The 22,281-nt window shown below is 70.0% G+C and carries 17 protein-coding genes and 6 pseudogenes; 4 read left to right on the top strand and 19 right to left on the bottom strand.

The features are described from left to right. Window positions 1-55: 55 nt before the first annotated feature. A pseudogene (locus WJ438_RS37690) lies at window positions 56-184 on the bottom strand (short-chain dehydrogenase); the annotation flags it as partial. A 329-nt stretch (window positions 185-513) separates the two neighbouring features. On the opposite strand from WJ438_RS37690, the gene WJ438_RS37685 reads away from it, so the two are divergent. Beyond that, complete coding sequence (locus WJ438_RS37685) at window positions 514-1,689, top strand: MFS transporter (protein WP_406729154.1); 1,176 nt, start codon at window positions 514-516, stop codon at window positions 1,687-1,689. Window positions 1,690-1,964: 275 nt separating this feature from the next. Here the strand turns inward: WJ438_RS37685 and WJ438_RS37680 are convergent. The 3 genes and pseudogenes from WJ438_RS37680 to WJ438_RS37670 all read right to left on the bottom strand — a co-directional run. Further along, window positions 1,965-2,528, bottom strand: a pseudogene (locus WJ438_RS37680) (IS6 family transposase); the annotation flags it as partial. Window positions 2,529-2,608: 80 nt separating this feature from the next. Then, complete coding sequence (locus WJ438_RS37675; protein WP_406729931.1) at window positions 2,609-3,538, bottom strand: LysM peptidoglycan-binding domain-containing protein; 930 nt, start codon at window positions 3,536-3,538, stop codon at window positions 2,609-2,611. Beyond that, entirely contained in the window at window positions 3,538-3,909 is a 372-nt protein-coding gene (locus tag WJ438_RS37670) for a peptidoglycan-binding protein (RefSeq protein ID WP_406729153.1), read from the bottom strand. The genes WJ438_RS37675 and WJ438_RS37670 overlap by 1 nt, the downstream gene beginning before the upstream one ends. 19 nt (window positions 3,910-3,928) lie before the next feature. On the opposite strand from WJ438_RS37670, the gene WJ438_RS37665 reads away from it, so the two are divergent. Continuing rightward, the gene (locus tag WJ438_RS37665; RefSeq protein WP_406729152.1) at window positions 3,929-4,111 is read left to right on the top strand and encodes a hypothetical protein; all 183 of its coding nucleotides are present in this window, start codon (window positions 3,929-3,931) and stop codon (window positions 4,109-4,111) included. A gap of 168 nt (window positions 4,112-4,279) precedes the next feature. Here the strand turns inward: WJ438_RS37665 and WJ438_RS37660 are convergent. From WJ438_RS37660 to WJ438_RS37630, 7 genes and pseudogenes are all read right to left on the bottom strand, one after another. Next, window positions 4,280-4,577, bottom strand: a pseudogene (locus WJ438_RS37660) (transposase); the annotation flags it as partial. A 73-nt stretch (window positions 4,578-4,650) separates the two neighbouring features. Further along, window positions 4,651-5,958, bottom strand: coding sequence for a hypothetical protein (locus tag WJ438_RS37655; protein WP_406729151.1), 1,308 nt, complete (start codon window positions 5,956-5,958; stop codon window positions 4,651-4,653). A 68-nt stretch (window positions 5,959-6,026) separates the two neighbouring features. Next, window positions 6,027-7,562 (bottom strand): hypothetical protein, encoded by a 1,536-nt coding sequence (locus WJ438_RS37650; RefSeq protein WP_406729150.1) that lies wholly within the window; start codon window positions 7,560-7,562, stop codon window positions 6,027-6,029. A 54-nt stretch (window positions 7,563-7,616) separates the two neighbouring features. Then, window positions 7,617-10,298, bottom strand: a complete 2,682-nt coding sequence (locus WJ438_RS37645) for a hypothetical protein (RefSeq protein ID WP_406729149.1) — start codon at window positions 10,296-10,298, stop codon at window positions 7,617-7,619. 344 nt (window positions 10,299-10,642) lie between these two features. Continuing rightward, window positions 10,643-11,646, bottom strand: a pseudogene (locus WJ438_RS37640) (IS5 family transposase). 98 nt (window positions 11,647-11,744) lie between these two features. Then, window positions 11,745-12,618 (bottom strand): IS5 family transposase gene (locus WJ438_RS37635; protein WP_406729148.1). Its coding sequence is split into 2 segments (ribosomal slippage): window positions 11,745-12,228 and window positions 12,227-12,618, totalling 876 coding nucleotides; the frame shifts between segments, so codons are not numbered across the junction. A gap of 339 nt (window positions 12,619-12,957) precedes the next feature. Beyond that, window positions 12,958-14,682, bottom strand: a complete 1,725-nt coding sequence (locus WJ438_RS37630) for an IS1182 family transposase (protein ID WP_406727186.1) — start codon at window positions 14,680-14,682, stop codon at window positions 12,958-12,960. 415 nt (window positions 14,683-15,097) lie between these two features. Here WJ438_RS37630 and WJ438_RS37625 point away from each other — a divergent pair, with 415 nt between their 5' ends. Both WJ438_RS37625 and WJ438_RS37620 read left to right on the top strand, forming a co-directional pair. Next, window positions 15,098-15,295 (top strand): hypothetical protein, encoded by a 198-nt coding sequence (locus WJ438_RS37625; protein ID WP_406729147.1) that lies wholly within the window; start codon window positions 15,098-15,100, stop codon window positions 15,293-15,295. Between the two features lie 90 nt (window positions 15,296-15,385). Beyond that, window positions 15,386-15,703, top strand: coding sequence for a dihydrofolate reductase family protein (locus tag WJ438_RS37620; RefSeq protein ID WP_406729146.1), 318 nt, complete (start codon window positions 15,386-15,388; stop codon window positions 15,701-15,703). Between the two features lie 44 nt (window positions 15,704-15,747). Here the strand turns inward: WJ438_RS37620 and WJ438_RS37615 are convergent, their stop codons facing one another. The 8 genes and pseudogenes from WJ438_RS37615 to WJ438_RS37580 form a co-directional block, all read right to left on the bottom strand. Next, window positions 15,748-15,960, bottom strand: a complete 213-nt coding sequence (locus WJ438_RS37615; RefSeq protein WP_406729145.1) for a hypothetical protein — start codon at window positions 15,958-15,960, stop codon at window positions 15,748-15,750. Between the two features lie 447 nt (window positions 15,961-16,407). After that, entirely contained in the window at window positions 16,408-17,379 is a 972-nt protein-coding gene (locus WJ438_RS37610; protein ID WP_406729144.1) for a serine hydrolase, read from the bottom strand. A gap of 179 nt (window positions 17,380-17,558) precedes the next feature. Beyond that, the gene (locus tag WJ438_RS37605; RefSeq protein ID WP_406729143.1) at window positions 17,559-17,801 is read right to left on the bottom strand and encodes a hypothetical protein; all 243 of its coding nucleotides are present in this window, start codon (window positions 17,799-17,801) and stop codon (window positions 17,559-17,561) included. Beyond that, window positions 17,798-18,607: a helix-turn-helix domain-containing protein gene (locus tag WJ438_RS37600; protein ID WP_406729930.1), complete on the bottom strand. Its 810-nt coding sequence runs from the start codon at window positions 18,605-18,607 to the stop codon at window positions 17,798-17,800. Before WJ438_RS37600 ends, WJ438_RS37605 begins: the two co-directional genes overlap by 4 nt. A 325-nt stretch (window positions 18,608-18,932) precedes the next feature. Continuing rightward, window positions 18,933-19,650, bottom strand: a pseudogene (gene npdG / locus WJ438_RS37595) (NADPH-dependent F420 reductase). A 131-nt stretch (window positions 19,651-19,781) separates the two neighbouring features. Continuing rightward, window positions 19,782-20,614 (bottom strand): annotated as a pseudogene (locus WJ438_RS37590) (glucose 1-dehydrogenase). Between the two features lie 112 nt (window positions 20,615-20,726). Continuing rightward, window positions 20,727-21,494: a DUF2889 domain-containing protein gene (locus tag WJ438_RS37585; protein WP_406729142.1), complete on the bottom strand. Its 768-nt coding sequence runs from the start codon at window positions 21,492-21,494 to the stop codon at window positions 20,727-20,729. Further along, window positions 21,457-22,245 carry an AMP-binding enzyme gene (locus WJ438_RS37580; RefSeq protein ID WP_406729929.1) on the bottom strand — a complete coding sequence of 263 codons (789 nt, stop codon included), beginning with the start codon at window positions 22,243-22,245 and terminating at the stop codon, window positions 21,457-21,459. The genes WJ438_RS37585 and WJ438_RS37580 overlap by 38 nt, the downstream gene beginning before the upstream one ends. Window positions 22,246-22,281: the final 36 nt, after the last annotated feature.

Raw genomic sequence — 22,281 nt, 5'->3', positions numbered from 1 at the left:
CGCCGTCGAGGTCCCGGACCGCGCCGGTGCCCCGGTCCGTCTGCTCCGGCAGCAGGAACACCAAGGTGGCGGCAACGTCGTCGGGCGTTCCGGTACGACCCAGCGGATGGAACAAGTTGAACCCGTCGAGTGCGGAGTCCAGGTTCGCCATGGGGATGAACTCCTCGTGGATGGGAGCCCGCACGACAGCCGGGGCGACGGCGTTGACGCGGATGGTGTGGGGCGAGTTCCATGGCCAGGTGCTGCGTGAGGGAGTGCAGTCCGGCCTTGGCCATCGAGTACGCCGAAGACGGCGTCACGGCGACTCAAGCCCCGGGATGTGATGCCGCTGACGCTGGGAGCCGGCGCATCACCTTCCGGGCGGCTGACTGCCGAGCGGAGGGGCGAATCGGGCTCGCGGTCTCGGGGTGATCAGGGTCGGCCTTCGGCCGTAGCGCGCGAGAGCAGAGGAACAAGACCTCGGTCCAGGGGGCAGTTGTGAACGTCGGTGTACAACGCGGAGCGATCGCGGCCGTGCAAGTGCTCGGTCTCGCCGTGTGGTTCTCCATATCGGCGGTGGTGCCCAGTCTGCGGAACGACTGGGGGCTCACGGCCGGCGGCGCGGTATGGCTGACGGCCTCCGTGCAGTTCGGCTTCGTCGCCGGGGCCGTGGCCTCGACCGCCCTGAACCTGGCGGACCGCGTCCCGCCTCAGCGCCTGCTCGCCGCCAGTGCCGCGGCAGCCGCCGCCTGCACCGTGGTGCTGGCCCTGGTCGCCGACCGGCCGGCCGTCGCCGTCCCGCTGCGATTCATGACCGGGGTGTTCTTGGCCGGGGTCTACCCCACCGGCATGAAGCTCATGGCCTCCTGGTCCGGCAGCGCCGGACGGGGCAGGACCATGGGCGTCCTCATCGCCGCCCTCACCCTTGGCTCCACTCTTCCCCATCTCATCGCCGGCGTGGGCTCGCTGCCCTGGCGTGGTGTTCTGCTCGCCGCAGCAGCAGCCGGGCTCGTGGGCTCCGTCATAGCACTGGTCTTCGTCCGGCTCGGCCCCCACGCGGCACCGGCCGCACCCACCCGTAACCCCCGGTATGCGCTGACCATGTTCACCGAGCGCGGGCCGCGGCTGGCCAATCTCGGTTACTTCGGGCACATGTGGGAGCTCTACGCCCTGTGGACCTGGATCCCGTCCTTCCTGCTGGCGGCCTCTGCCGCGGGAGGGCTCCCGGGCTCGGTGGAGATCACGGTGTTCCTCACCATGGGAATCGGCGGGGCAATCGGTTGCCTGCTCGGCGGCTGGGGCGCGGACCGCTTCGGCCGTTCTCCCGCCGCCCTGGCAGCACTTCTTCTCAGCGGCCTGTGCTGCCTGCTCTCCCCGTTCTTCTTCCACGCTCCGCCGCTGCTTCTGTTCGCCTTCTGCACGCTGTGGGGTGCTGCTGTGATCGCGGACTCAGGGGTGTTCTCGACATCGTTGAGCGAGGTGGCCGACCACCGCTACATCGGGACGGCGCTCACCGGCCAGACCGCGATCGGGTTCGCCCTCACCGTCCTCAGCATCCAGCTCACCCCCCTCCTGGCCGAGGCCATCGGCTGGCAGTACGCCTTCCTCCTTCTCTCGCCCGGCCCCCTCGCCGGCGCCCTCGCCATGCGCGCCTTCGGCAAAGGCGCCGCCTCCGTTCCCTCACCGCAACAGGCATCCGCTACGCCCTGAAGCCCACACCGTAGAAGGCGACACCAGCCGCCCCCGTCCCCCACTGCCGGCATCCAGCCCCTGCCACCACAGCGCTGACCAGCGACAACACACCCCGCGCTATACCGACCGGCAACCAACTGACCCGCACCATCACCAAAAACGTCAGCCCCAGATCGGCATCCGTGTCACCACCCGAAACCCCCACCACAACACACTGAACAGCAGAAACCCGATACCTCCCGCACTGACATCACCACGCCGAACCACCACCGACAAAAACTTACAGCTCATCACCCACCCACGCTGCGGAAGCCTTTCATCGCGCGTTCACGCTGCCTCGTCGGCTGATGACTGTTCTCTGCCCGGTTGTTGAGGCCCTTGTGCGAGCGGTGCTCGACCGAGGGCATGACCTGGCGGTGGGCGGCGCCGTAGGAGCGGAGCTTGTCCGTGACGATCACCCTGGGCACCGTGCGGGTCGTCTTCAGCAGGCGGCGGAAGAAGCGCTGGGCCGCGGCCTTGTCCCGGCGGGACTGGACGAGGATGTCCAGGACGGTGCCGTCGGCGTCGACGGCCCGCCACAGGTAATTCCGTTCTCCGTTGATCTTGAGGAAGACCTCGTCCAAGTGCCATTTATCCCCGGGCCGAGGTCGGCGGCGACGCAGCGCGCCGGCGTAGGCCTGCCCGAACTTGACGCACCAGCGGCGGACCGTCTCGTGGGAGACGAGCACGCCGCGGGCGAGCATCAGCTCCCCGGCCTCGCGGAACGACAGCGGGAAGCGGAAGTACAGCCACACGCAGTGGGAGATGATCTCGACCGGGTACCGGTGACCCTGGTACAACGGCGGCGCACTGCCCACGGACAACCCCCTCCACCATGATCAACTCGAAGATCATCCCACCCGGTCAGCCAACGTGACAGTGCCTTCACGAGGGGTCCTCACTTCTTGGGCAGCTTGAGCTTCTGGCCGGACGTGATCGCGTCGGCGTCGGCGAGCTTGTTGAGGGCGGCGATCTCGCGCCAGCGGTTGCCGTCACCGAGCTTGCTGGCGGCAATGGACCAGAGGGTGTCCCCGCGGGCGACCGTGTACGTGCTGACCGTGCCGCCGGAGAGCTTCAGCTTCTGCCCGACATCGAGACGGCCGGGATCCTCCAGCCCGTTGGTGTCGACGAGGGCGGGCACGGTCGTGCCGTGCGCGCGGGCGATGGACCACAGGGTGTCGCCCTTCTTCACCGTGTACGTGGTGCCGCCCGAAGGACCCGTCCTGCCGGACGGCTCGGCGCCCAGCCGCTTGGCGATCCGGGCACGCATCGACGCCATGGTGAAGCCACGCGGGTCGACCTTCCCCGGCTGCCACTCCAGGTGCCCGATCGTGCTGCGCTCGTTCCAGCCGTGCTCCCGGCAGATCGCCGCGGCCACCTTCTCGATGGCGAGGAGCTGCGCGGCCGGCCACGGGTCCTTGCCGTCGCCGAGGTTCTCGCACTCGAAGCCGTAGAAGTACCGGTTCCCGTCGGTGTTGGCCTCGTTGTCGACGGGCAGGGCCCGCTCGCCGATGACGGCGCGGAGCGCGTCGTCGTCGCCGCTGCCGGCGTGGTTGGCGCGGCCGTAGCCGACCAGGTGCACGGTGCCGTCCTTGGTGATGACGCCGTGGCACAGGGGGCCGGGCAGTCCGGAGTAGCCCTTGCGGCAGATGTCCACCGTGTGGGCGCTGCCCTTGGTGACGGTGTGGTGGATCATCACCCCGTGCACGGGGCCCCAGGGGCCTTTGCTGTTGCGGTTGTGGGTCCGCCAGTCGCCGACCTCCACAACAGTGAGGCCCTCGGCCTTCAGCGCCTTGACGAAAGCGTTCACGGACAGGGGTGTGGCCATCATGACTCCTTGGGAAGGGGCGTGACGCGCGGGACCTGGAGCCGGTCCCAGGCGATCTGGTCGGGGATGCCGGAGGTGTCGCCGCCCTCCTTGGGGCGCAACTGCCGCTGCCAGGCGGCGAAGGCGTCCCGGTGCGCGCGGGTCCAGTCCGCCCCCAGAGACCGGCTGTCGGAGCAGTCTTCCTGCTCGAGGCGGCGGGCCATGGCGGCAACGATGGCAGAGTGGCGTCCGCCGTGGAAGAACACGGCGCCCGGGTACGGCTCGTACCGGGCGGCATCGGCGTCAGAGGCCGGCTCGGGGCCGGGTGCCGGAGCAGGCTCCGGAGCCGCCGTGTCCTTCTTGCCCCGGGCAGCCGTCTGCTCGTCCTGCACGGATGTAGTGGATGGGCGGGTGGCGTCAGGCCGTGGGGGTGAGGGTGACCTGGTGGCCGAGGGCCTGGAGTTGGCGGACGAGGTCGCGGGTCTTGCGGGCGGGGTTGAGATGGCGATGGTGCCGGTCGGCACCCAGATCCTCGTAGTGCGCCTCGGGGTCCTGGAGGAGGCATTGTCAACTTGTTGGTGTGCGATTGCTTGAGGGTGTGCCGGGGTGTGCTGGGCTTGGTTTCCGCCTCTGGTTCAGGCTCGGTGGGCATGGCGGTAGTGCCGGTGATCACGTTCCAGGTTCCGAAGCGGTGGCGCATCTCGGTGCGGTAGCCGGGGGCGGTCATCCGGCGGCGGCGGGGCCGGAAGTGCGGTGAGATCTGGCTGAACGCGGACAGGAACCGCTGGGCTCCGCCGACACTACGGAAGCCCTTCATCGCGCGTTCGCGCTGCCGGGTGGGCTGGTGGGAGTTCTCCGCCCGGTTGTTCAGGCCCTGGTGGGAACGGTGATCGACCGAGGACATCAACTCTCTGTGGGCGACGCCGTAGGAGTGGAGCTTGTCGGTGACCAGTACCCTGGGTGTCCTCGGCTGCTTCTTCATCAGCTTGGCCAGGAACCGCTTTGCGGCCTTCGCGTCCCGCTTGGACTGCAGCAGGATGTCGAGGACGGTACCGTCACGATACGAACTGGTGTCCACCCTTCGGGGGGAAGTGCCTCCTGGCAGACCTCCCCATATCGCCTTCACCCCCTCTTCACTCGCCGTAACGGACCCTGACGTCGCCGGCCGAAGTGAGCCACACGATGACGGTCGGCACCGTGCGGCCGTCGATGGTCAGGTCGTACTCGACCTCGCGGAGGAACGGGTATTCCCGTCCGTCGATCTCGACGCTTTTGATGTAAGCGGTGATCCGCAATTCGGCTCCCGGGGGAGTCACGCGGCTGACCTTCAGGTACTTCTCGACGAATTCCAGTTGCTTCGCGTTGAAGTCGCTCGGCCCGTACGCCTGTCCGAATGGGGTGGAGTCGCCGAGGACCGAACCCCACAGGTGAAGGCGCTCCATGCCGCGGCCGTACTCGCCGAGCAGGGCCGGTGAGGGAAGGAAGTCCTCGTCGCCCACGCGTCCGATCGGGGGCATGACCTCTCCTCGGATGATGGCCACCCGGTCGAAGTCGCCGTCGTCGTGGCTGCGCCGTGCGCGGTACTCCATGTGCTCGATGGCGTACCCAAGGGTGCGCTGCTCGTTCGCCGGCACACTCGTGGCCGTGAACCGGCGGCTGCCGAACGGAACGGCGGCACGGGTCAGGTAGCCGATCTCGGCACGGCGAAGCTGGTCGACGAGGACCTCCACTCCCTCGTCCAGCGCCTCAGCGGGCAGCCCTGAGGTCATCAGGGCCGGCCGGTCGGGAAGGGGCGGAGGGTTGTCCAGGATGCTGCCGTCCCCATGCAGCCACCGTGGCCGCCGTGCGTCCGGAAGGTCCGGCCTGGCGGGTGGATTCCCGCTGCCGGAGCGGGGGACGAACGCTTCGGCCACGACGACCGGCTCGCTGCCTCGGGTGTGGCAGAAGACCCACACGCCCGAGTTCGGGACCTCCACACTGGTGGCGACCACCAGCGAGGAGACGGCGCCGCGCATGCCCGCAGCGCGTGCCGTCGCTGCCGCCAGGAGCTGGGGAAATCCGGGTGCGGTCTCCACGAGAGCGCGGCGCATCTGTCCGGTGAACTCGGTCAGTTCATGCGGGGTGAGGTCGACGATCCGGCGCTGCCCCAGCCACGTGTGGGCACGCCTGACGAGCGCCAGCAGCCGGTCCTTGTCCTGCCGGTTCAGGTCTCTGGTGAAGAAGGCGCCGATCCGGTTCAGGGGGATCGACAGCGCCTTCCGGTAGTTGCGAAAGCGCCTGTTGGGGGTTGTCTTCGCCGGCAGCGGAGGCAGGACGCGCGAAAGCGCGGCATGGTCGGACAAGTCGGGCGCGGCGGACGCCGTCCCTGCGGTGCGCGGCGCGGGGAGGGACGGCACCGGAACCGTCGGGCCGGGGGCGAGCCGCGAGGGATGGGGCTCCATAGTAGTGGCATTCCGACGCGCGTGGGCGAGGATGTTCCTCTGAGCCTGGTGCGGGCTGGGTGGCGGCTTCATGTATTTTCCTCATCGTCATCGTCGGGCATCTCGTAGGCCTTCGCCTTGCGCAGTTCCCGTTCGATCAGGGCGGCGATCGCTTCCGTCTCGAGCTGCGCGGCCACGGTGTCCACCACGAAAGTCGTCACCCGGCTCTCCAGAGCGGCCAATCTCAGGAGGCGGCCGCCGGCACGACCGAGCGGCCCCACCACGGGCAGCGCTCCGTAGGTGCTCTCCACCGCTGACAGGAGCAGACCGGCGCCGGCAGGGTCCTCCACCCCCAGGTCCGGTGCCATCGGCCCGAAGGCGAGGTACTTCGCTCGCTGCCGCCGATACCGGTGGACGCCGACGATCGCGGAGCCGGCGGAGAGCGCCATGGCCGCGACGCCGGCGGCGAGACCGATGACGGGGACGAAGGCCAGCACACCGAAACCGAGTGACGCCCAGCCAAGCGCCGAATCGATCAGTTCACTCTCCCGCTGTTCCGCCGCCGCGGCCTTTGCAGCCGCTTCGAGGGCCGCCGTCGCCGCGGCGTAGGCTCTGCTGCCGGGCTCGGCGCCGCAGCGTTCCAGAGCGGCGGCGATGACGAACGGATAGCGCCAGAGGGGGTTGCGCTCGCCGTAGACCTGCTCGGGCCATGCCGCTGGCTCGAACAGCGTTGGCGTCTCCCTCACCCTCCGTGCTTTCTCCTGGGCCTCGTCCGCTTGCTCGAAGATCTCGTCGACGACGTCCGAGCTGTGCTCCCTGACGCCTCGCCAGGCCTCGACCACCGCCGATTGGATGAGATGGTCGAACGGCTTGTCGAAGCTGCCTTCCGTCTGCTTCTTCACCTCGTGCATGTCGTCGTCGGTGAACCGGTCGGCGCAGTCGGCGAGGAGTTGCGCACCGCAGACGGCGAGCGCGGGGAAGCGTTCGACCGCCGTACGCCACGCCGCGACGAAGGTGCTCCGCGCCGCCCGCCAGTCCTTGCCCGCGTCGCCCAGGATGCGGGTCGGTGGCGGCAGCCGGTCCGTACCGACCAGGTACTTGCCCGCGGAACGGAAGGAGCGGGCCGCCTTGTCCAAGTCGAGCACCGTGCGGCGGAATCGGCGGTATCGCTCAGGGCCCAGCCAGTCCCTCCAGGCGATCGGCGGCTTCACCGCTGCACCGAGCGGCATCTCCACCAGCCCGTACTGGGCGAGACGCGTCTGCCGGTACAGGTGCTCCGTCAGCTCGGACAGGACCAGTCTGGCGTGCCAGTCGACCTCCTCCAGTGCCTCGAGAGCTTCCTCCTTGACCCCGTCGACCGCTTCCGCGCAGTACCGGCGGGCTTGTGCCAGCGTGTCGCTGTCCGGGTCCCAGAGTGCCGGGGCGGAGTCGGGCTGGGCGACGACCGCGTCTACCAGCTCGCCGCCGCCAACCTGGTAGACGGCGTGGACCAGCTCACCCAGGTGCTCCGCGGTGACCGGAACGTCCAGGGTGGTCACCTGGGACACCGGCGGCCGCGGACTGTCCGGCTCCTCCGGCAGCCACTGCACTCTGAACCGCAGCCTCGGCCCGTTTCCCGCGTCCACCGGGGCCGGCACGGTACGCCGTGCCGGCCCCGGTTCCATGATGACGAACATGTCTCAGGCGTCCGCGCAGAGAGGCTCGGCAGGCTCGTGCGGCGCTTGGCCGAGCCGGGCTGCGGGGTTGTGCGGCAGCTCGGTGGAACGGTCCAGCCAGCGCAGCGTGGTCGGTGTCCGGACCTCCCAGCTCTCGCCGGGCTGCCCGTCGGCGGGCGGCTGCACGAGGTCGCGGATCTCGGTCGCCACCGACAGGTAGCCTGGGTCACCGGGCACCGGGGGCAGCCCGCCCTGCCAGGGCTGGCGGTACAGCAACCAGTGTGCGACCGCATTCGTCATCCCGGGCCGGGCGGGAACGACCACCCGGGCGGAGCCACTGCGCAGGAACCGGGCGAGTTCAGAGTCGACCGCTTCGAGTTCCAGGAGCTCGGGCCACTCGTCCCGGTCGGCCCAGTAGTACGGGTACAGGACGTAGGTGAGGTTCGTCCACTCGAAGGCCTGCTCGAGGAACTGGATCTCCGGAGCGAACCGCGACGCCTGCTCGAGGTCGATGTCGTAGCCGTGCTCTCCCTTGAGGGCGTGCCGGCCGCGGAAGCCGTCCTCCTCATCTAGCAGCCAGGCGATGACATGGCGTTTGATCTCGTCGCGGATCATCTCGGCGTGCCGAGCCGGGGAGCGCTCCCGCAGCCGGCGCTGGTCGGCGCCGAGCAGATTCCGCTCCGCGCGGTACGCACGGATCCGGTCCTCGTGTGCGGCGAGCAGCGCCTCGTAGACGTTGCGCTGCCACTCCCGCATGGCCTGCTCGGTCGGAACGCAGACGAGCTCCACCGTCGCGGTCGCGGCGCTCGCCGCGGTGGCCGAGAACGCCACCGGAACCTTCGAGGGCAGCGGGATGTCGAGCGCGCTCTGCGCCGAGAAGTCCAACAACGCGTCGACGTACTGGACTTCCCGTTCCTTGGTGCCCTCGTCCTGGACGGAGTTGGCGCGGTGCTCGCCCTCCACATGCGGCCCGGGCTGCACGAACGTCCATCGCTGGTCGGCCGCCGCCAGGGTGACCGCGATGGTGTGGAAGCCCTCCAGGTCTCCGAAGCCACGGTTCTGATCCGCTGTGCTCTCGCGCAGCCACTTGGCCAGAACCGGGGTTGCCTGCCCGCTCACAGCGATGTGGTTGGCCGCGTAGCCGGAAGGGATGGCGATCTCGGCGCTCTTGGTGACAGAGGCGGGGTTGCGCACGGTGTCACCGTTGTTCGGCAGCTGCGGCGGGTCGATGGCGAGCGCCTGGGTGACGGAGATCCGCGGCTCCGGCGGCGCCGGCACACCGACCGCCTGGTACTGAGCGATCAGGTTGCGGTACGTCTCCGGGGTGATGGCGGCAGGATCGACGCTGAAGGGCCCCGGATCGGACAACCCGCCGGACGTCGCTGGCTTCGACAGCTTGTCGCGCAGCATCCGGCCCGGTTCGGGCAGCTGGAACTCCAGCTGAAGCCGGTTCGGGTAGCGGAAGATCTGCAACCGGTCGATGCGGTCCACCCACCGGTATATGCCGTTGACGTGCTGTGCTCGCTCCTTGTCGTTGCTGATGGTGTGCGTGGCCGCGTCCTCGTGCCGGGTGAGTTGCCGAGCCGTGCGCTCGGTGCGTACGCGGCTCTCCACACGCGACAGCGCACGGGAGACCGCTTCGCGCGCCAGCGTGGCCGAGCGGCTGGTGGCCTCGGTGAGCGAGTAGTCGGCGGATCCTGAGACGGACGCGTTGACGTGTGTGGGTCCGTACTGTCCACTGGTGTCCACTTGCCCCTCGGCGTGCAGCGCCGACCGTAGTTCGCGCTGGGCCTCCTCGGAGAGCTGCTGCTGCTCGCTCGACTCCTCCGACCGCTCCTCTGTGGTGGTCGTCTCCACCTCGGTGACGTCGGTGATCTCCCGCTCATCGATCTGCAGGACACGGTGCTCCAGCTTCTCGCCGGCCAGGACATTGCGGATGTCCGCGATCTCGCCGGCCTGGTAGCACCGCCACTCGCTGCGCACGATGTACAGATCGCTCACGGTCGCGTCACGGACCAGTCGGACCCTCCGCTCGGGGAGGACGGCGGGGAAGATCTCCGGAGGCAACAGCGGGGTGCGCAGCCGCAGCAGTGCGTCCACCTCGTCGACACTCCCGAAGGCGCGGCGGCGCTTCTTTCGGGCATGCACCAAACCGGCGACCATCAGCAACCGGGTGATCCGCGGACCCCGGCCGGCCCCGTGCGGATCCAGCAGCGCGGCGGCGAGACCGTCGGCCAGCCGCGCCCAGGCCGCCCCGAAGACGATCTCGAAGCCGGGCTGTGGGGCCGCGACTGCCCGTCGGCGATCGTCATCGTCCTGCGGTCCGCCCTGCGGAAGCATGGCGTTGAGCCGGCGCTCCAGCTCGAGCAGGTCCGGCTGGCCCGCCTGATCGACCAACCACACGTCAAGGGACACCAGTTGCCGTAGCTGCTGCTGACCGGAGGGCCCGTTGGCGGCGTCGTCGTTCATGCCGGGATGCAGGCGACGCAGCGCCTCCTCGGTCAGTGCCTCGGGCTGCGTCAGGTAATCCTCCGACAGGAATCGGGCACTACCCGGCAGATCTTCCGCCCCCTGGCGTACCAGTGTGGACAGTGAGACGAGCAACGGGCCGCCGTGCAGGCCGCCCGCGATCAGCGGGAGAACCTCGGTCTCCGCCGGCTCGGACCGGCGGGTGGCTCTCGTATTCCGGAATCTGAGCAAATCCATTCGCTGCACCCGGCTTTCTCTTGATTCCGCTCGCCGCACCCTTACGGCGGGCACGATGTCCATGCTCCGCGCAGCCGATAAACATTCGCTCAACGGACACCCGATGGCTCCCCCTCCAGCGGGGACATGGCCATGTGCCCGTCCATGGCCCAGCAGTGACGTGCATGCTGTGCAGGTGCCTGGGATGTGCTGACGGCCTTTCCCCAAGGGCTCCGTGCCGTCACTGCACGACGAGGTGTGCGGGCGGTGTCCGGGGGAGTGTCAGTGCCGTCGTCTACGGTCGTCGTGCCCCCTGCGCGGGGTTGCGCTCTCGCCTGGCCTCTAGGGCCTGTGTGATGTTGTGATCAATCGGCCGCTTGCAGGAGATCTCCGATCCAGATCATCGAGGCGCGGAGTTCGAGGCCGGCGAGGTAGCTCTCGGGCGTCTTGTCGAAGCGTGTGGCGATGCCGCGCCAGTCCTTCAGCCGGTTGATCAGTCGCTCGACGGTGTTGCGGTCACGGTAACGATCGGCGTCGTAAGTGACGGGACGGCCGCCCCTGCTGCCCTTCCTCTTGCGGTTGGCGGCCTGGTCCTTCTTCTCCGGGATGACCGCCCTGATGTGCCGTTTGCGCAGGTAGGCGCGGTTGGCGCGGGACGAGTAGGCCTTGTCCGCGGCGACCGCGCCGGGCCGGGTGCGGGGCCGGCCGACCGGCCCGCGGACCCGGACCTTGTTCAGCACGGGGATGAACTGCGGGCTGTCCGCGGCCTGCCCGGCGGTCAGCACGAACGACAGCGGCCGGCGCTTTTGGTCGGCGGCGAGGTGAATCTTGCTGGTCAGTCCGCCGCGGGACCGGCCGAGCAGGGCTTCCTTCAGGCGGAGCCTGCGTCGGCGGCGGACGCGCCGGCGTTCTTCCCGCTCGGGCCCGTTTCCGCCGTCCCGCCCGTTCTGTTCCGCCTTGTCGCCCCCTTTTGCCGGGCCTGTTCCTGCTCGGCGGCGGCCTCCTCGAGCGCCTCCATGACCTCCTGGCCGACGAGCATCCCGGCGGCGTCGTGGTGGGCGCGGACGGTCGTGGAGTCCACGCTGACCAGGGACAGGTCCGTTTTGCCCCGGCAGGCGGCCTCGGCGATCAGGCCCTCCAGCAGGGCGGTGAAGACACCGGCGTTCCGCCAGAGCCGGAAGCGTCCGTAGACGGTCGGCCAGGGGCCGAACTCGCCCGGCATCTCCCGCCACTGCGCGCCCGTCCTGAACCGCCAGATCACCCCCTCGAACTGATCCCGCAGCCGCTCGGGGTACGGGCCGTACTCGCCTATCGGCAGGAACGGCTCGATCAACTTCCACTGTTCTTCGGTGAGTTGTCTGCGCGTCACGATTGTCTTCCTACCGGATCCGCCTTCCAGGCGGATCCGGACCGGCAAGACTGATCACAACATCACACAGGCCCTAGGCCGTGTTTCGAAAGTGCTGGTCACAGCCACTCGTTGATGGCCGCGACCAGCACGGTCGCTTCGTAGCGGACCGAGAGCTTGTCGTATCGCGTGGCAACCGCACGGTGGCGCTTGAGGCGGTTGATCCCGCACTCGACCGCGTGGCGTTCCTTGTAGTCGGCCTTGTCGAACTTCGGCGGTCGCCCTCCGTGCGAGCCGCGCTTCTTGCGGTTGGCAATCTGGTCCTTCTTCTCCGGGATCGTGCAGCGGATGCCACGTCGACGCAGGTAGGCGCGGTTCGCGCGGGAGCCGTATGCCTTGTCGGCGCGGACCTTGTCCGGACGGGTGCGCGGCCTTCCCGGCCCGATCCGGGGAACCCGGATACGGCCCAGCACCGCCTGGAACTGCGGGGAGTCGCCGCGCTGTCCGGCCGTGATCACCAGCGACATCGGCTTCTGGCTCTGCTCGACCGACAGGTGGATCTTCGTGCTCAGCCCGCCCCGGGAGCGTCCGAGACCGTGGTCCGCGGGCTCGGTGAACACTCCGCCGGGCGGCTCGACCTGCAGATCCCCCTTTTGCGGCGCCGGCCGCGTGCTGGTGTGCGCGAGCGATCGTGGAGTCCACCGAGATGTCCCAGGTGATCAGGCCCTTCGCGTCCGCCCGGGCCTGCAACTGCTCGAAGATTCGGTGCCACGTGCCATCGCGCTGCCAGCGGCGAAAGAGCCCGTACACCGTCTCCCACGGCCCATATCGCTGAGGCAGGTCGCGCCACGGTATGCCCGTCCGCGTGCGGAACCGTATCCCGTCGATCAGCTGCCGCTTGCTGTGAACCGGCGGCCGACCAGGCTTGACGCCTACCGGCAGCAACGGTTCCAGCACCTTCCACTGAGCGTCTGACAGATCTCCCCGAGCCACAGTGGATGATCATGGCACGACCTTGATCCACTTTCGGTTCAGAGCACGGTCTCACCACGATTGCGGATTTCGTCCGCCTGAGCCCGTGCCGCGGCTGCCTCCGCCCTGGCCCTGACCCGGTCCTCCTCGAAGCGGAGCACGCGAGCCAAAGCGTCCAGGGATGCAGCGATCCTCTCCCGCCATTCAGCAAACTCGACGGGCTCTGCGCCAGTCGGCCGCTCCGACCTCACAGCACGGAGGTGACGTAGGGCGACCTTGAGTACGGGGTCAACCACGAGAGCTTCTTCCCATCGGCACGCGGTTGACCCCATCCTGCACCGACTCTGCTGCGCAATTCGTTCATGCGGAAAGTCGGTAGCTGAGTCGTTCGAGCCTGCTGCTGCGAGGGCGGTCGAGGGGCAGGGGCCCGGTGGTCCAGTGGGTGTCGAGTCTGACGAGGTTGAGTGCCGTGGCGGAGAAGGCGTGTTGAAGGCGGACTTTCGGCAGGCCGCGGTAGCGAGCCCGGCGGATGCCGGTGACATCGAGGGCCTGGTTGATGGTGCCCTCGACGCCGGCGCGCAGGGCGTACTTGTTCTTCCAGGTGTCGGTCTTCTGCTCGGCGCGGGCCCGGGCGAGGTTCTCGTGGAGTTCCTCGGGACGCAGGGTGAGCATGCGGCGCCCGGGTTTCGAGGTGGTGCACTGCTTCTGGAAGAGGCAGTCGCGGCAGGTCAGGACACTGAAGGTGATCACGATGGCGTCCTTGCCGTGCTGCTTGACCGGGTTCCAGTGGGAGCTGGTGCGACCGGCGGGGCAGCGGACCTGACGGGTCTTCCAGTTGATGGTGAAGGCGTTCTTGTCGAAGCCTTCGGCGGCCTTGGCCTGCGCGGAGTGGTCCAGGAGGACCGGGGTGACCATGCGGATGCCGTCCTGCATGGCCTTGGTGATCAGGTCTGCTGAGGGGTAGCCGGAGTCGAGGTAGTGCTCGGCGGGTTTCACGCCGCGCTCGGTGAGCTTGCGTTGGATCGGTGCGGTCGCCTTCACATCGGGCACGGTCGCGTCGGTGGTATGCACGTCGGTGATGAGGTTCGGCACCACCCCTGTCCCAGAACCTGCCCCAGACCCGGCGGCGGCGTCGGGGAGTGTGCCGCACGTCTCGGTCAGGTGGATCTTGTAGCCCATCCAGAACAGGTCCTCACCCTTGGCCGCCCACCGTGCGTCACGGTCATAGGGGGAGGACAGGCGGAGTTGACCGGGCGGGACACCGTCGTCGGCGTCCCGCTTCCTGATCACCTGCCGTCCCCGCGCGTCGCTGCGGATGAGGTAGGTCTGCACGAGGACCTGCCGCAGCAGGTCCACCGCCTCGATCTCGCGGATCCACCCCGGCGCGTCCTCGGCCCAGGCCGCCCGGCACAAGGCGAGGGCATCCTGCCCGAAGACCTGGGCGAGACGGTCGCGTCTGGTCTGCGAGGGCGGCATGCGCCAGCCGTCGGCCCGCGGCCCGTACCGCTCGGCGAACTCGGTGATGTCGATCTGCCCGGCCAGCCAGAGCGGGGCCGCGACCGCCAGGGCCTCCAGCGCCGCCCGCACGCTCTCCCCGGCCAGCTCCAGACGGTTCAAGTCCCGCACCGCACTGATCACATGGGTGGAATCGGTACGCTGCTTGCCGCCGGCCGCCACCAGACCGGCCTCCTTGCAGTGCGCCAAGAGCCGGTCGAAGACCACCCGCTCCATGCCGCTGTCCGCGAGCCGGGTACGGAACCTGGACAGGACACTGGCGTCGAAGCCGGTGTCGGTGAGCTCCGCACCGAGGGCGTACTTCCAGTCGATCGCCCGTACCGCCATCGCCGCGGCCTGCCGATCGGTGAGGTCCTCGGCGAACTGCAACACCGTCACCAGCGACAACACCCCCGGCGACAGGCCCGGAGCCCCACGCACCCCGAACGCGGCGGAAAACGGCTCATCAGCGAAGACCTCCGCCAGACGGTCCCGCACCCGTATCGCCAGACTCCCCTTCGGGAACGCCGCCCGGGCCACCATCACGGTCTGCTCCGGGATCTCCGGCAGCCCCGCCGGCCGCATCGACATCCGTACCGCCTCCACGGCCGCACGACAGAGAAGCGACCCCAGGAACGATCATCGCGGACCCGACCTCACCCCCGCAGCGAATTGCGCAGCAGAGTCTGCACCACTTCCAAAACACGGCCTAGCGGGGCGTCAAAACGTCACCCGGGCAGCATGTGTCAGCGTGACACAGGGCCGCACAGTGCCCCGAAAACCGGGGCAAACCACCCCAGCCGCTTGAGCTTGCCAGCCATGTATTGGGGTCTTCAAAGTTGAGAACCTGTTTCCGATCCTCCGGTCCGCGGGTCAGCAGCGGGGTGGAACGAGGTTCAGCGACGGCTCCTGCAACCCGCACTGATGAGATTCGTCGGCCCGCTCCGTCTGTATGTGCAAGCCGGAGCAGGGCGACGGCCCGGTGCTCCCTTACGAAGGAGTCTTCATGGCCAAGGTGGTTGCAGACATCAGCATGTCACTGGGCGGGTTCGTGGCCGCGTCGAAGCAGAGCGCCGAGGAACCGATGGGCGAGGGGGGCGAGCGCTTGCACCAGTGGGCGTTCGCCGGTGACGAGCGCGCCCGCGAGCTGATGGCCAGGGCGGGCGGTGGCATCGGGGCGGTGGTGGCGGGCCGGCGTACCTGATGACGACTCGGTGCCCTGGTGGAAGGCCGACGGCCCGACTGGACCGGCCCGGCTCCCGGTGTTCGTGTCTCCCACGGCCATCCGGCCCAGGTGCCCGACGACGGCGTGTACACGTTTGTGACGGGGGGCGTCGAGGCCGCGGTGCAGGAGGCGAAGGCCGCGGCCGACGGCAAGGACGTGTCCGTGATGGGCGGCGCGGACTGCATCCGGAAGTGCCTCGCGGCAGGCCTGGTGGATGAGATCTCCATCCACCTGGTGCCGGTGCTGTTCGGAAGCGGCCTGCGGCTGTTCGAACAGCTGGAGGGCAAGCACATCCAGCTGGAGACCTCCGAGGTACTGCAGACAGGCTCCGCAATGCACCTACTGTGGCGTGTGCTGGGCCCCGAGTCATCGCCAGCGCGTCCGTAACAGGTCCAGACACAGGCTCTCACAGCCATCGGGCAGTGGGCCGGTCAGGCGCCACAGGACACCCTCGCCCGGCTCGGGGCCCGCACCACCACGGCGTTCGCCGTGCGGATCGCGCCCAGCTGCGCGACGATCCGCCGGGTCGTCCAGCGCACCTGCCGGCCGACCTGCTGGGATGCGATCCAGCCGGGGCCGACACGCCGATCGTGGACGGCAAGAGTGCCCGCGGCTCGCGCGCCGGTGACCGCCCTGTCGCCCAACCGCCGGCCGCCATGACGGCGGCGGCCAGACCGTCACCCAGCTGCGGGTGCCGGCAAGACCAACGAAATCACCTGCTTCGCCGCCCTGCTGGAGCCCTACGACCTGACCGGCGTGACGGTAACCGGCCGATGCCCTGCACACCCAGCGCGCCCATGCCCACTTCCTCGTCGAGCAAAAGCAGGCGCACTACGCCAAACCGACCCTGTATGCGCAGTTCAACACCCTGCCCTGGCACAAGGCGACGGCGAAGTTCTACGACCGTTCCCACGGTCACGGGCGATGGGAGACCCGGGTGGAGTTGACGCCGGTGCCGTAGGACGGCTCACATGGGGTGATCGCCGGGCGGCCGAGCGCGGAGCGACGTCGAGCGGTGGACGGGGCTGTTGTCCGCGGAGGCCCGGACCCGTGGCGGGAGAAGGCTTCGGTCCGGTGCCGCGGTGGACGGCTCATTCCGGCCAGGGACGGACATGGGCGCTGGCCGCGCCGATCGCCGCTCTCACCGCCCGTTCGACCAGCGAGACACCGGCCTCCGCCGACGCGTTGCCGCTGCTGAGGACCGAGACCAGATACCGGTGCCCGTACACCGTGACCTGCCCGATGCTGTTGATGATCCACAGCCCGGTTGTGGTCCGCTGCAGCCAGCCGTTCTTGAGGGCCCATCGAGGAGCTGCCGCCGACACTCCCCAGTCCTGGCCCTGCGTGATGTCGCCCATCAGCTCCCGGATGCAGTCACGGGATGCCCGGTTCAGCCCTTCGCGTGAGCGGGCGGAGGCCGCCGGCTCCTGGGCAAACACCGAACGCAGCAACCGGATCTGATCCTTCGCCGTGGTCCGGGTGAGGCCCCAGCGGAAGCCGGGGCCGCCCTGCGTCGAGGAAAGCCCCAGCCGTTCGTTCGCCGCGTCGAGACCTTCGCCCTTGCCGATCGCCCGCCACAGGAGGTCCGCCGCGTCGTTGTCACTCGTCCTGATCATCGCCTCGGTGGCTCGGCGCTCCCCGGCCGTCAACTCGCGGCCCTCGGCCTGCGCCTGGAGCAGCAGCGCCGCGAGGATGTTCACCTTGCTGATGCTCGCCGTGTCGAACACCGCGTCGCCCCGGTACGATGCGATCTCCCGGTCGGCGCTGTCCAGGTCGAGCACGGCCACCGCCAGCCGCGTGTCGCCGTTCCGCAGGACCGGCTCGAGCGCCCGCGCGAGAGTCGCGCCAAGGTTCTCCGGCGGTGGCGCCGCCAGTGCGGTGGCCGGTGCATTCCCCCGTGTGGAGGATGCCTGCACCTCGTCGAGCGTGCCGGTGGCGGAGCAGGCGACGAGCGACGCCGCAATCGCGGTGGCGGTGCAGGCCGTCAGCGCGTGCGGGCGGAGGCCGGCGGAACGGGGCCTTCTGAGCGCCTCGTACGTCCCGTTGAGCGGTCCATCGGGCATGGCGGGCAGGCCTCGGTATTCCTGTGGAGTGAGACAACGATAGATCAGAAAATACGACAAACAGGGGGCGGTGGCGGTGATCGACGGCACGGCAGGCGTGTCGTTCCCGGATTGTTCACGGGCAGCCCTCAACGCGTGCCGCAGAAGGCCTGTGGGGCTCGTAAAGTCATCGCCGCGGCTCAAGCCGTGTATCGGTACTCGTTGATGACCCCGCCGCCGACGCGGGTGCGCAGGAGCCTGCGGGGCACGCGATCGTGCCATACCGCCGGCTGTTCTTGGGCTTCGGGTGGTCGTCGGTCTCGTGATCGGTGGGGCCGATGCGTGGTGCAGTGCTCCTGGTACCCGGCGAGGACCTGGTGGGCGTGGGCTTGGTTCACGATCAGGAGGTGGCCGAGGACCTCGCGCTGGATCGTGCCGCTCACTCGCTCGCAGGGGGTTCCTGCGCGGCGCCTGGGGCGCGCTGAGCAGCACGTCCCTGTCTTCGGCCGCGAAGACGGCGTCGCAGGAGTCGGTGTCCCTGCTGTCGCGGTCGCGGAGAACGAAGCGGAGCGACTCGACGCGTGCGCCGAGGGCGGCGGTCGGAGTGCGGGCCTGCCGGGTCGCCCACTGCGCGGTGGGGCGGGCGGTGATGCCGGTGATCGTGTCGACGTGGAAGAGGTCCGCCGCGAGGATCCCCTCGGCCTGGGGGTGAGGAATGCGCGCCGGCTCGGGCCGGTGCGGGGCCGGGCCGATGCCGGCCGCGTGCGGGATTTCCCGGACCGTGGACGGTGCGATCGGCTGCCCCGGCCGGGCAGGCTCGCCTGGGGGCCCCGCCCGCGGCGAAGCCGCAGGGGGAGGATCCGCCGGTGGCCCCACCACGGGTTCTCCTTGGCCGGAGGCAGAACCAGCTTCTGGAGCGCGGCGGCCGGTGCGGCGTCGGTCGGCGTAGTCCCACTTCTTGGCGGTCGGCCTGCGGTGCCGGGCCGACAGCGCCCCCGGCGTGACCGGGAAGGCACAGCTCCGGCGCCGGCGCGGTGTCGGCGACGACAGCGCGGCCGGCCCCTCCTCCATCGCCTGCTCCGGCCACGCCCGCCAGGAGCTTCATCCGCGACAGACAGCCGGAGGGCCCCTTCGAGCACAGCGCGTCGGCGCCGTCGGCCCGCCAGGCGGCGTGCCAGGCACAGGCGGACTTGCGCGAGACACGCAGCCGTCGGGCGACCTGCGGCGGCGTGACCCCGGCGGCGAACATCTCGGCGGCCTCGAGCCGCACCCGCTCCCGCTGGCCCGCTGCTTCGCGGTCAGGCCGCCCCCATCGGGATACCTCATACCTCCGGGCTACACCCATCACGGTCACACCTCACCCCGAAGCGAAACCCTCAGTTGACAGGGAACGGCGCGGGCAGGGGGCCGCAGTGGCGGCCGACGGTACGGAACCGAGCAGCATCACGGCGGCGATGCAGTGACCAGGGCTGGGCCACCGCCCCGGCGGCCGGGGCGCTCCCGCTGCCTGGACAGCCGGATCGCGGTGGCCTGGGCGCGTCTTCCGGGCGGCCCGCACCGGGCCGCCCGGGATGTCATACGTCCGTGACGCGGAGCCCGGCGTGTGCCTTGTAGCGGCGATTGACGGAGATCAGGTTGGCGACCAGGGACTCCACCTGGTGGGCGTTGCGCAGCCGGCCAGGCGAAGACGCCCCGCATCCCCGGGATGCGCCCGGCCAGCGCCTGCACGATCTCCACGTCGGCGCGGACCTCGCCGAGCACCATCACGTCGGTGTCGATCTCGTCGATCTCCGGGTCCCGGAGCAGCACCGCGGACAGGTGGTGGAAGGCCGCGGTGACCCGGGAGTCCGGCAGCAGGGCCGCGGCCTGCTCGGCGGCGCTGCCCTCCTCGGGCCTCAGCGCGTAGGCGCCCTGCTTGTCGAAGCCGAGCGGGTTGACGCAGTCGACGACGAGCTTGCCGGCCAGTTCCTCGCGCAGGGACTCGAGCGTCTTGCCGTGGCCGTCCCACGGCACGGCGACGATCACGATGTCGCTGCGACGGGCGGTCTCCGCGTTGTCGGCGCCCTCGACGCCGTACCCGAGTTCCTCGGCGGCGGCCCGGGCGCGTTCGGCGGCACGCGAGCCGACGATCACCTTCTGGCCGGCCTGGGCGAGCCGGTGGGCGAGGCCCTTGCCCTGCGGTCCGGTGCCGCCGAGCACGCCGACCACGAGCCCGGAGACGTCGGGCAGGTCCCAGGGGTCCTTGCCGGTGGCCTTCGCGGGGGCGGGGGGCGTTGCGTCTGGTGTGCTCACGTTGTGTTCCTCCTTGTGAGGGGCAGGGGTGGACAGCACGGTCGTCCGGGCTGTTCCCGGGGATCCGGGCAAGGGACGGGCCGGGGCGGTGTGCCGGGGCGCAGGCACCGGCCCGTGCCGCCCGCCCGCGTTCATGTCGCGGTTCGGGACGACGCCTTCCTCGCGTGTGCCTGGATCTCCGGAGGCCAGGCCCTGCCCAGCGACAGGCCGCCGTCGACGACGATTTCCTGTCCGGTGAGGAAACTCGACGCGTCGGAGGCGAGGAAGGCCGCCACGGCGGCCAGGTCCTGCGGCTCACCGCTGCGGGGGACCGGCTGGAAGTCGCGCAGGCTCTCCCGTACCCGTTCGACGCTGTCGTCCAGGGCCGATCCCGTGAGACCGGCGCCGTGGCCGACGATGCGGGTGGCCACGCCGCCGGGCGTCATCACGTTCACCCGGATTCCGTAGGGGCGAGTTCCACCGCGCTGCTGCGGGTCAGCTGGACGACGGCGGCCTTGGCCGCGCCGTAGGGGTGGGGGCCGTAACCGGCCCTCAGGCCGGCGACGCTGCCGGTGTTCACAATGCTGCCGCCGCCGTGGTCGCGCATGACCCGGGACGCGTGCTTGATGCCGAGGAAGGCGCTGCGGCACAGCAGCCGGAAGGCTTCGTCCCACTCGTCGGCCGGGATGTCCTCGGCGAAGGTCCAGGACCCCACCCGGCCGGCGTTGTTGACCAAGCAGTCCAGGCGTCCCCGGGTGGCCGCCGTGTCCGTCACCGCCGCGGCGATGTCCTCCTCGCGGGTGACGTCGACACGGCGGAACACCGCCGCGTCGCCGAGCTCCTCGGCCAGGCCGCGGCCCCGTTCCTCATCGACATCGGCCACCACCACGAAGGCCCCCGCGTCGACGAAGTGGTGGCAGATACCCGCCCCGATTCCGCTGGCGCCTCCGGTGACCAGGGCGACCTTTCCCTGCAGTGAGTGCACGATGGGACCTCTCTCCTCGCCTTGCGGTGATCTGCCCGGGGCGTCGTGTTCTCCGGGGGTGAGGCTCCTGGCGGACCGTTCCTTCCAGGTGTTGCCTGCCGTCCCGGCGTCTTCACTCCTGCGCGCGCCGGTGCAGCGCGGCCACCAGGACGGGCACCTCGGCCAGCGCGCGCAGGGCGTCGTTGAGGTGCGTGCACCCGTCGGTGCCGCGCAGCACCCTGGGCACGGTGGTGCGCAGGTCCGCCAGAGGTGTCCCGAGCAGCCGGTCCAGGTTGAGCACGGCCAGCGGGCACTCGTCGTACGGCAGGATGCGCGGCTCGGCCCGCAGGCTGAGGAGGACCCCGGTGCGTGCGTGGGCCGTGGCGTGCAGCCGGTATTCGTGCACGGCGCTCCGGCCGCCCTCGGGTACTGTCGCGCTGTCCTGGAACATCGCGTCCACGCCGATGACCTCGCCCGGTGTGACGTCGATGCGCCGGGCCCGGCGCATCGACGGTTCAGCGGGCACGGCCAGTTCGTGCCAGCCCGCCGGGTCGTCGGGGTGCGGCAGCGGTACGACCCGGCGGGTCCGGTCGCCGCCTTCGCGGACCCGGTCGGGGCTCAGGGCGCTGGATCCCGGCATGAAGCCCGTACAGACGCCTTCCTGCGGGCTCACCGTGGTCCGGGGTGTACCGGGCTCGGCGGACGGCCACCGGGTCACGGCGAAGTCCGCGATCAGTGATACCGCGGCGAGGTCGTCCAGCATGAGGTACAGCGGCGTTCCGGTGTCCCGTTCCCGCGGTAGGGCCTGTGCCAGCAGGGTGCGGAATCCGCCGCCGCAGCGGGCGCCGGCGAGAAGGGCCAGTTCACTCCTGACCGGGGTCGACTCGATCTCCTCGATCACCCGGCTCGCCGGTGTGAACCGGACGCGCAGCCGGTCCTCGGCGAGGACGAGCGGGGCCGGCCGTCGGCCGGGGTGTAGAGGTCGCGGGCCCGTCCCTCGATGTGGAGCCCGGTGCCGAATCCGCCGGGCCACCGTGTGTCGAGCGTCGAGGTACGGCGCACGCTGCCCGGGCGGCGGGCCGGTGACGGCCCGAGGGGCCGGCGGTCTGCGGTGCCGAAGGGTCTTCGATGGTCATCGGGTGCCTCTTCGTCGATGAGGGTCTCACGCTCTTCAGGCCGGGCCACAGAGGGTGTCCGGCGTGAGCCGGCGCCGTCGTCCTCGGGGCGGTCCGCCGCCCGTGTCCGTCCTGGAGTCCCGCAGTCGTGCGTGGGATGGTCCCGGTCCGTGCCGACTGCTTCCCTCGGCCGGTGACGAAGGCCGAGGGAGGCGGTGCGGGCCGCGGCTGCCGGTCCGGGTCAGGCGTGGCCGTCCCCCATTTACTCTCCGCGATGCCGGTCAGCCGGCGGTGGTCGAGCTTTCCGTTGTCCGCGCGTTCCAGCGAGTCGACGAAGGCCATGTGCTTGGGCACCTTGTAGCCCGCCAGGTGCGCGCGGGCGTGGGTGTGGAGTTCCTCCTCCGACGGCGGCCGCTCCCCCGCCCGAAGAAGGGCGACGACCTTCCTGCCGAGGCGTTCGTCGGACACGCCGAGGACCGCGGCGTCCGCGATGCCCGGGTGCTGCTTCAGGACCTCTTCGACCTCTTCGGCGAACACCTTCTCCCCGCCGGTGTTGATGCAGCTGGAGCCGCG

The sequence above is a fragment of the Streptomyces sp. GD-15H genome (assembly GCF_045291515.1).
GTDB lineage: Bacteria > Actinomycetota > Actinomycetes > Streptomycetales > Streptomycetaceae > Streptomyces.
The sequence above is the reverse complement of the archived record's forward strand: the minus strand, read 5'-3'. Positions and strand labels throughout refer to the sequence as shown.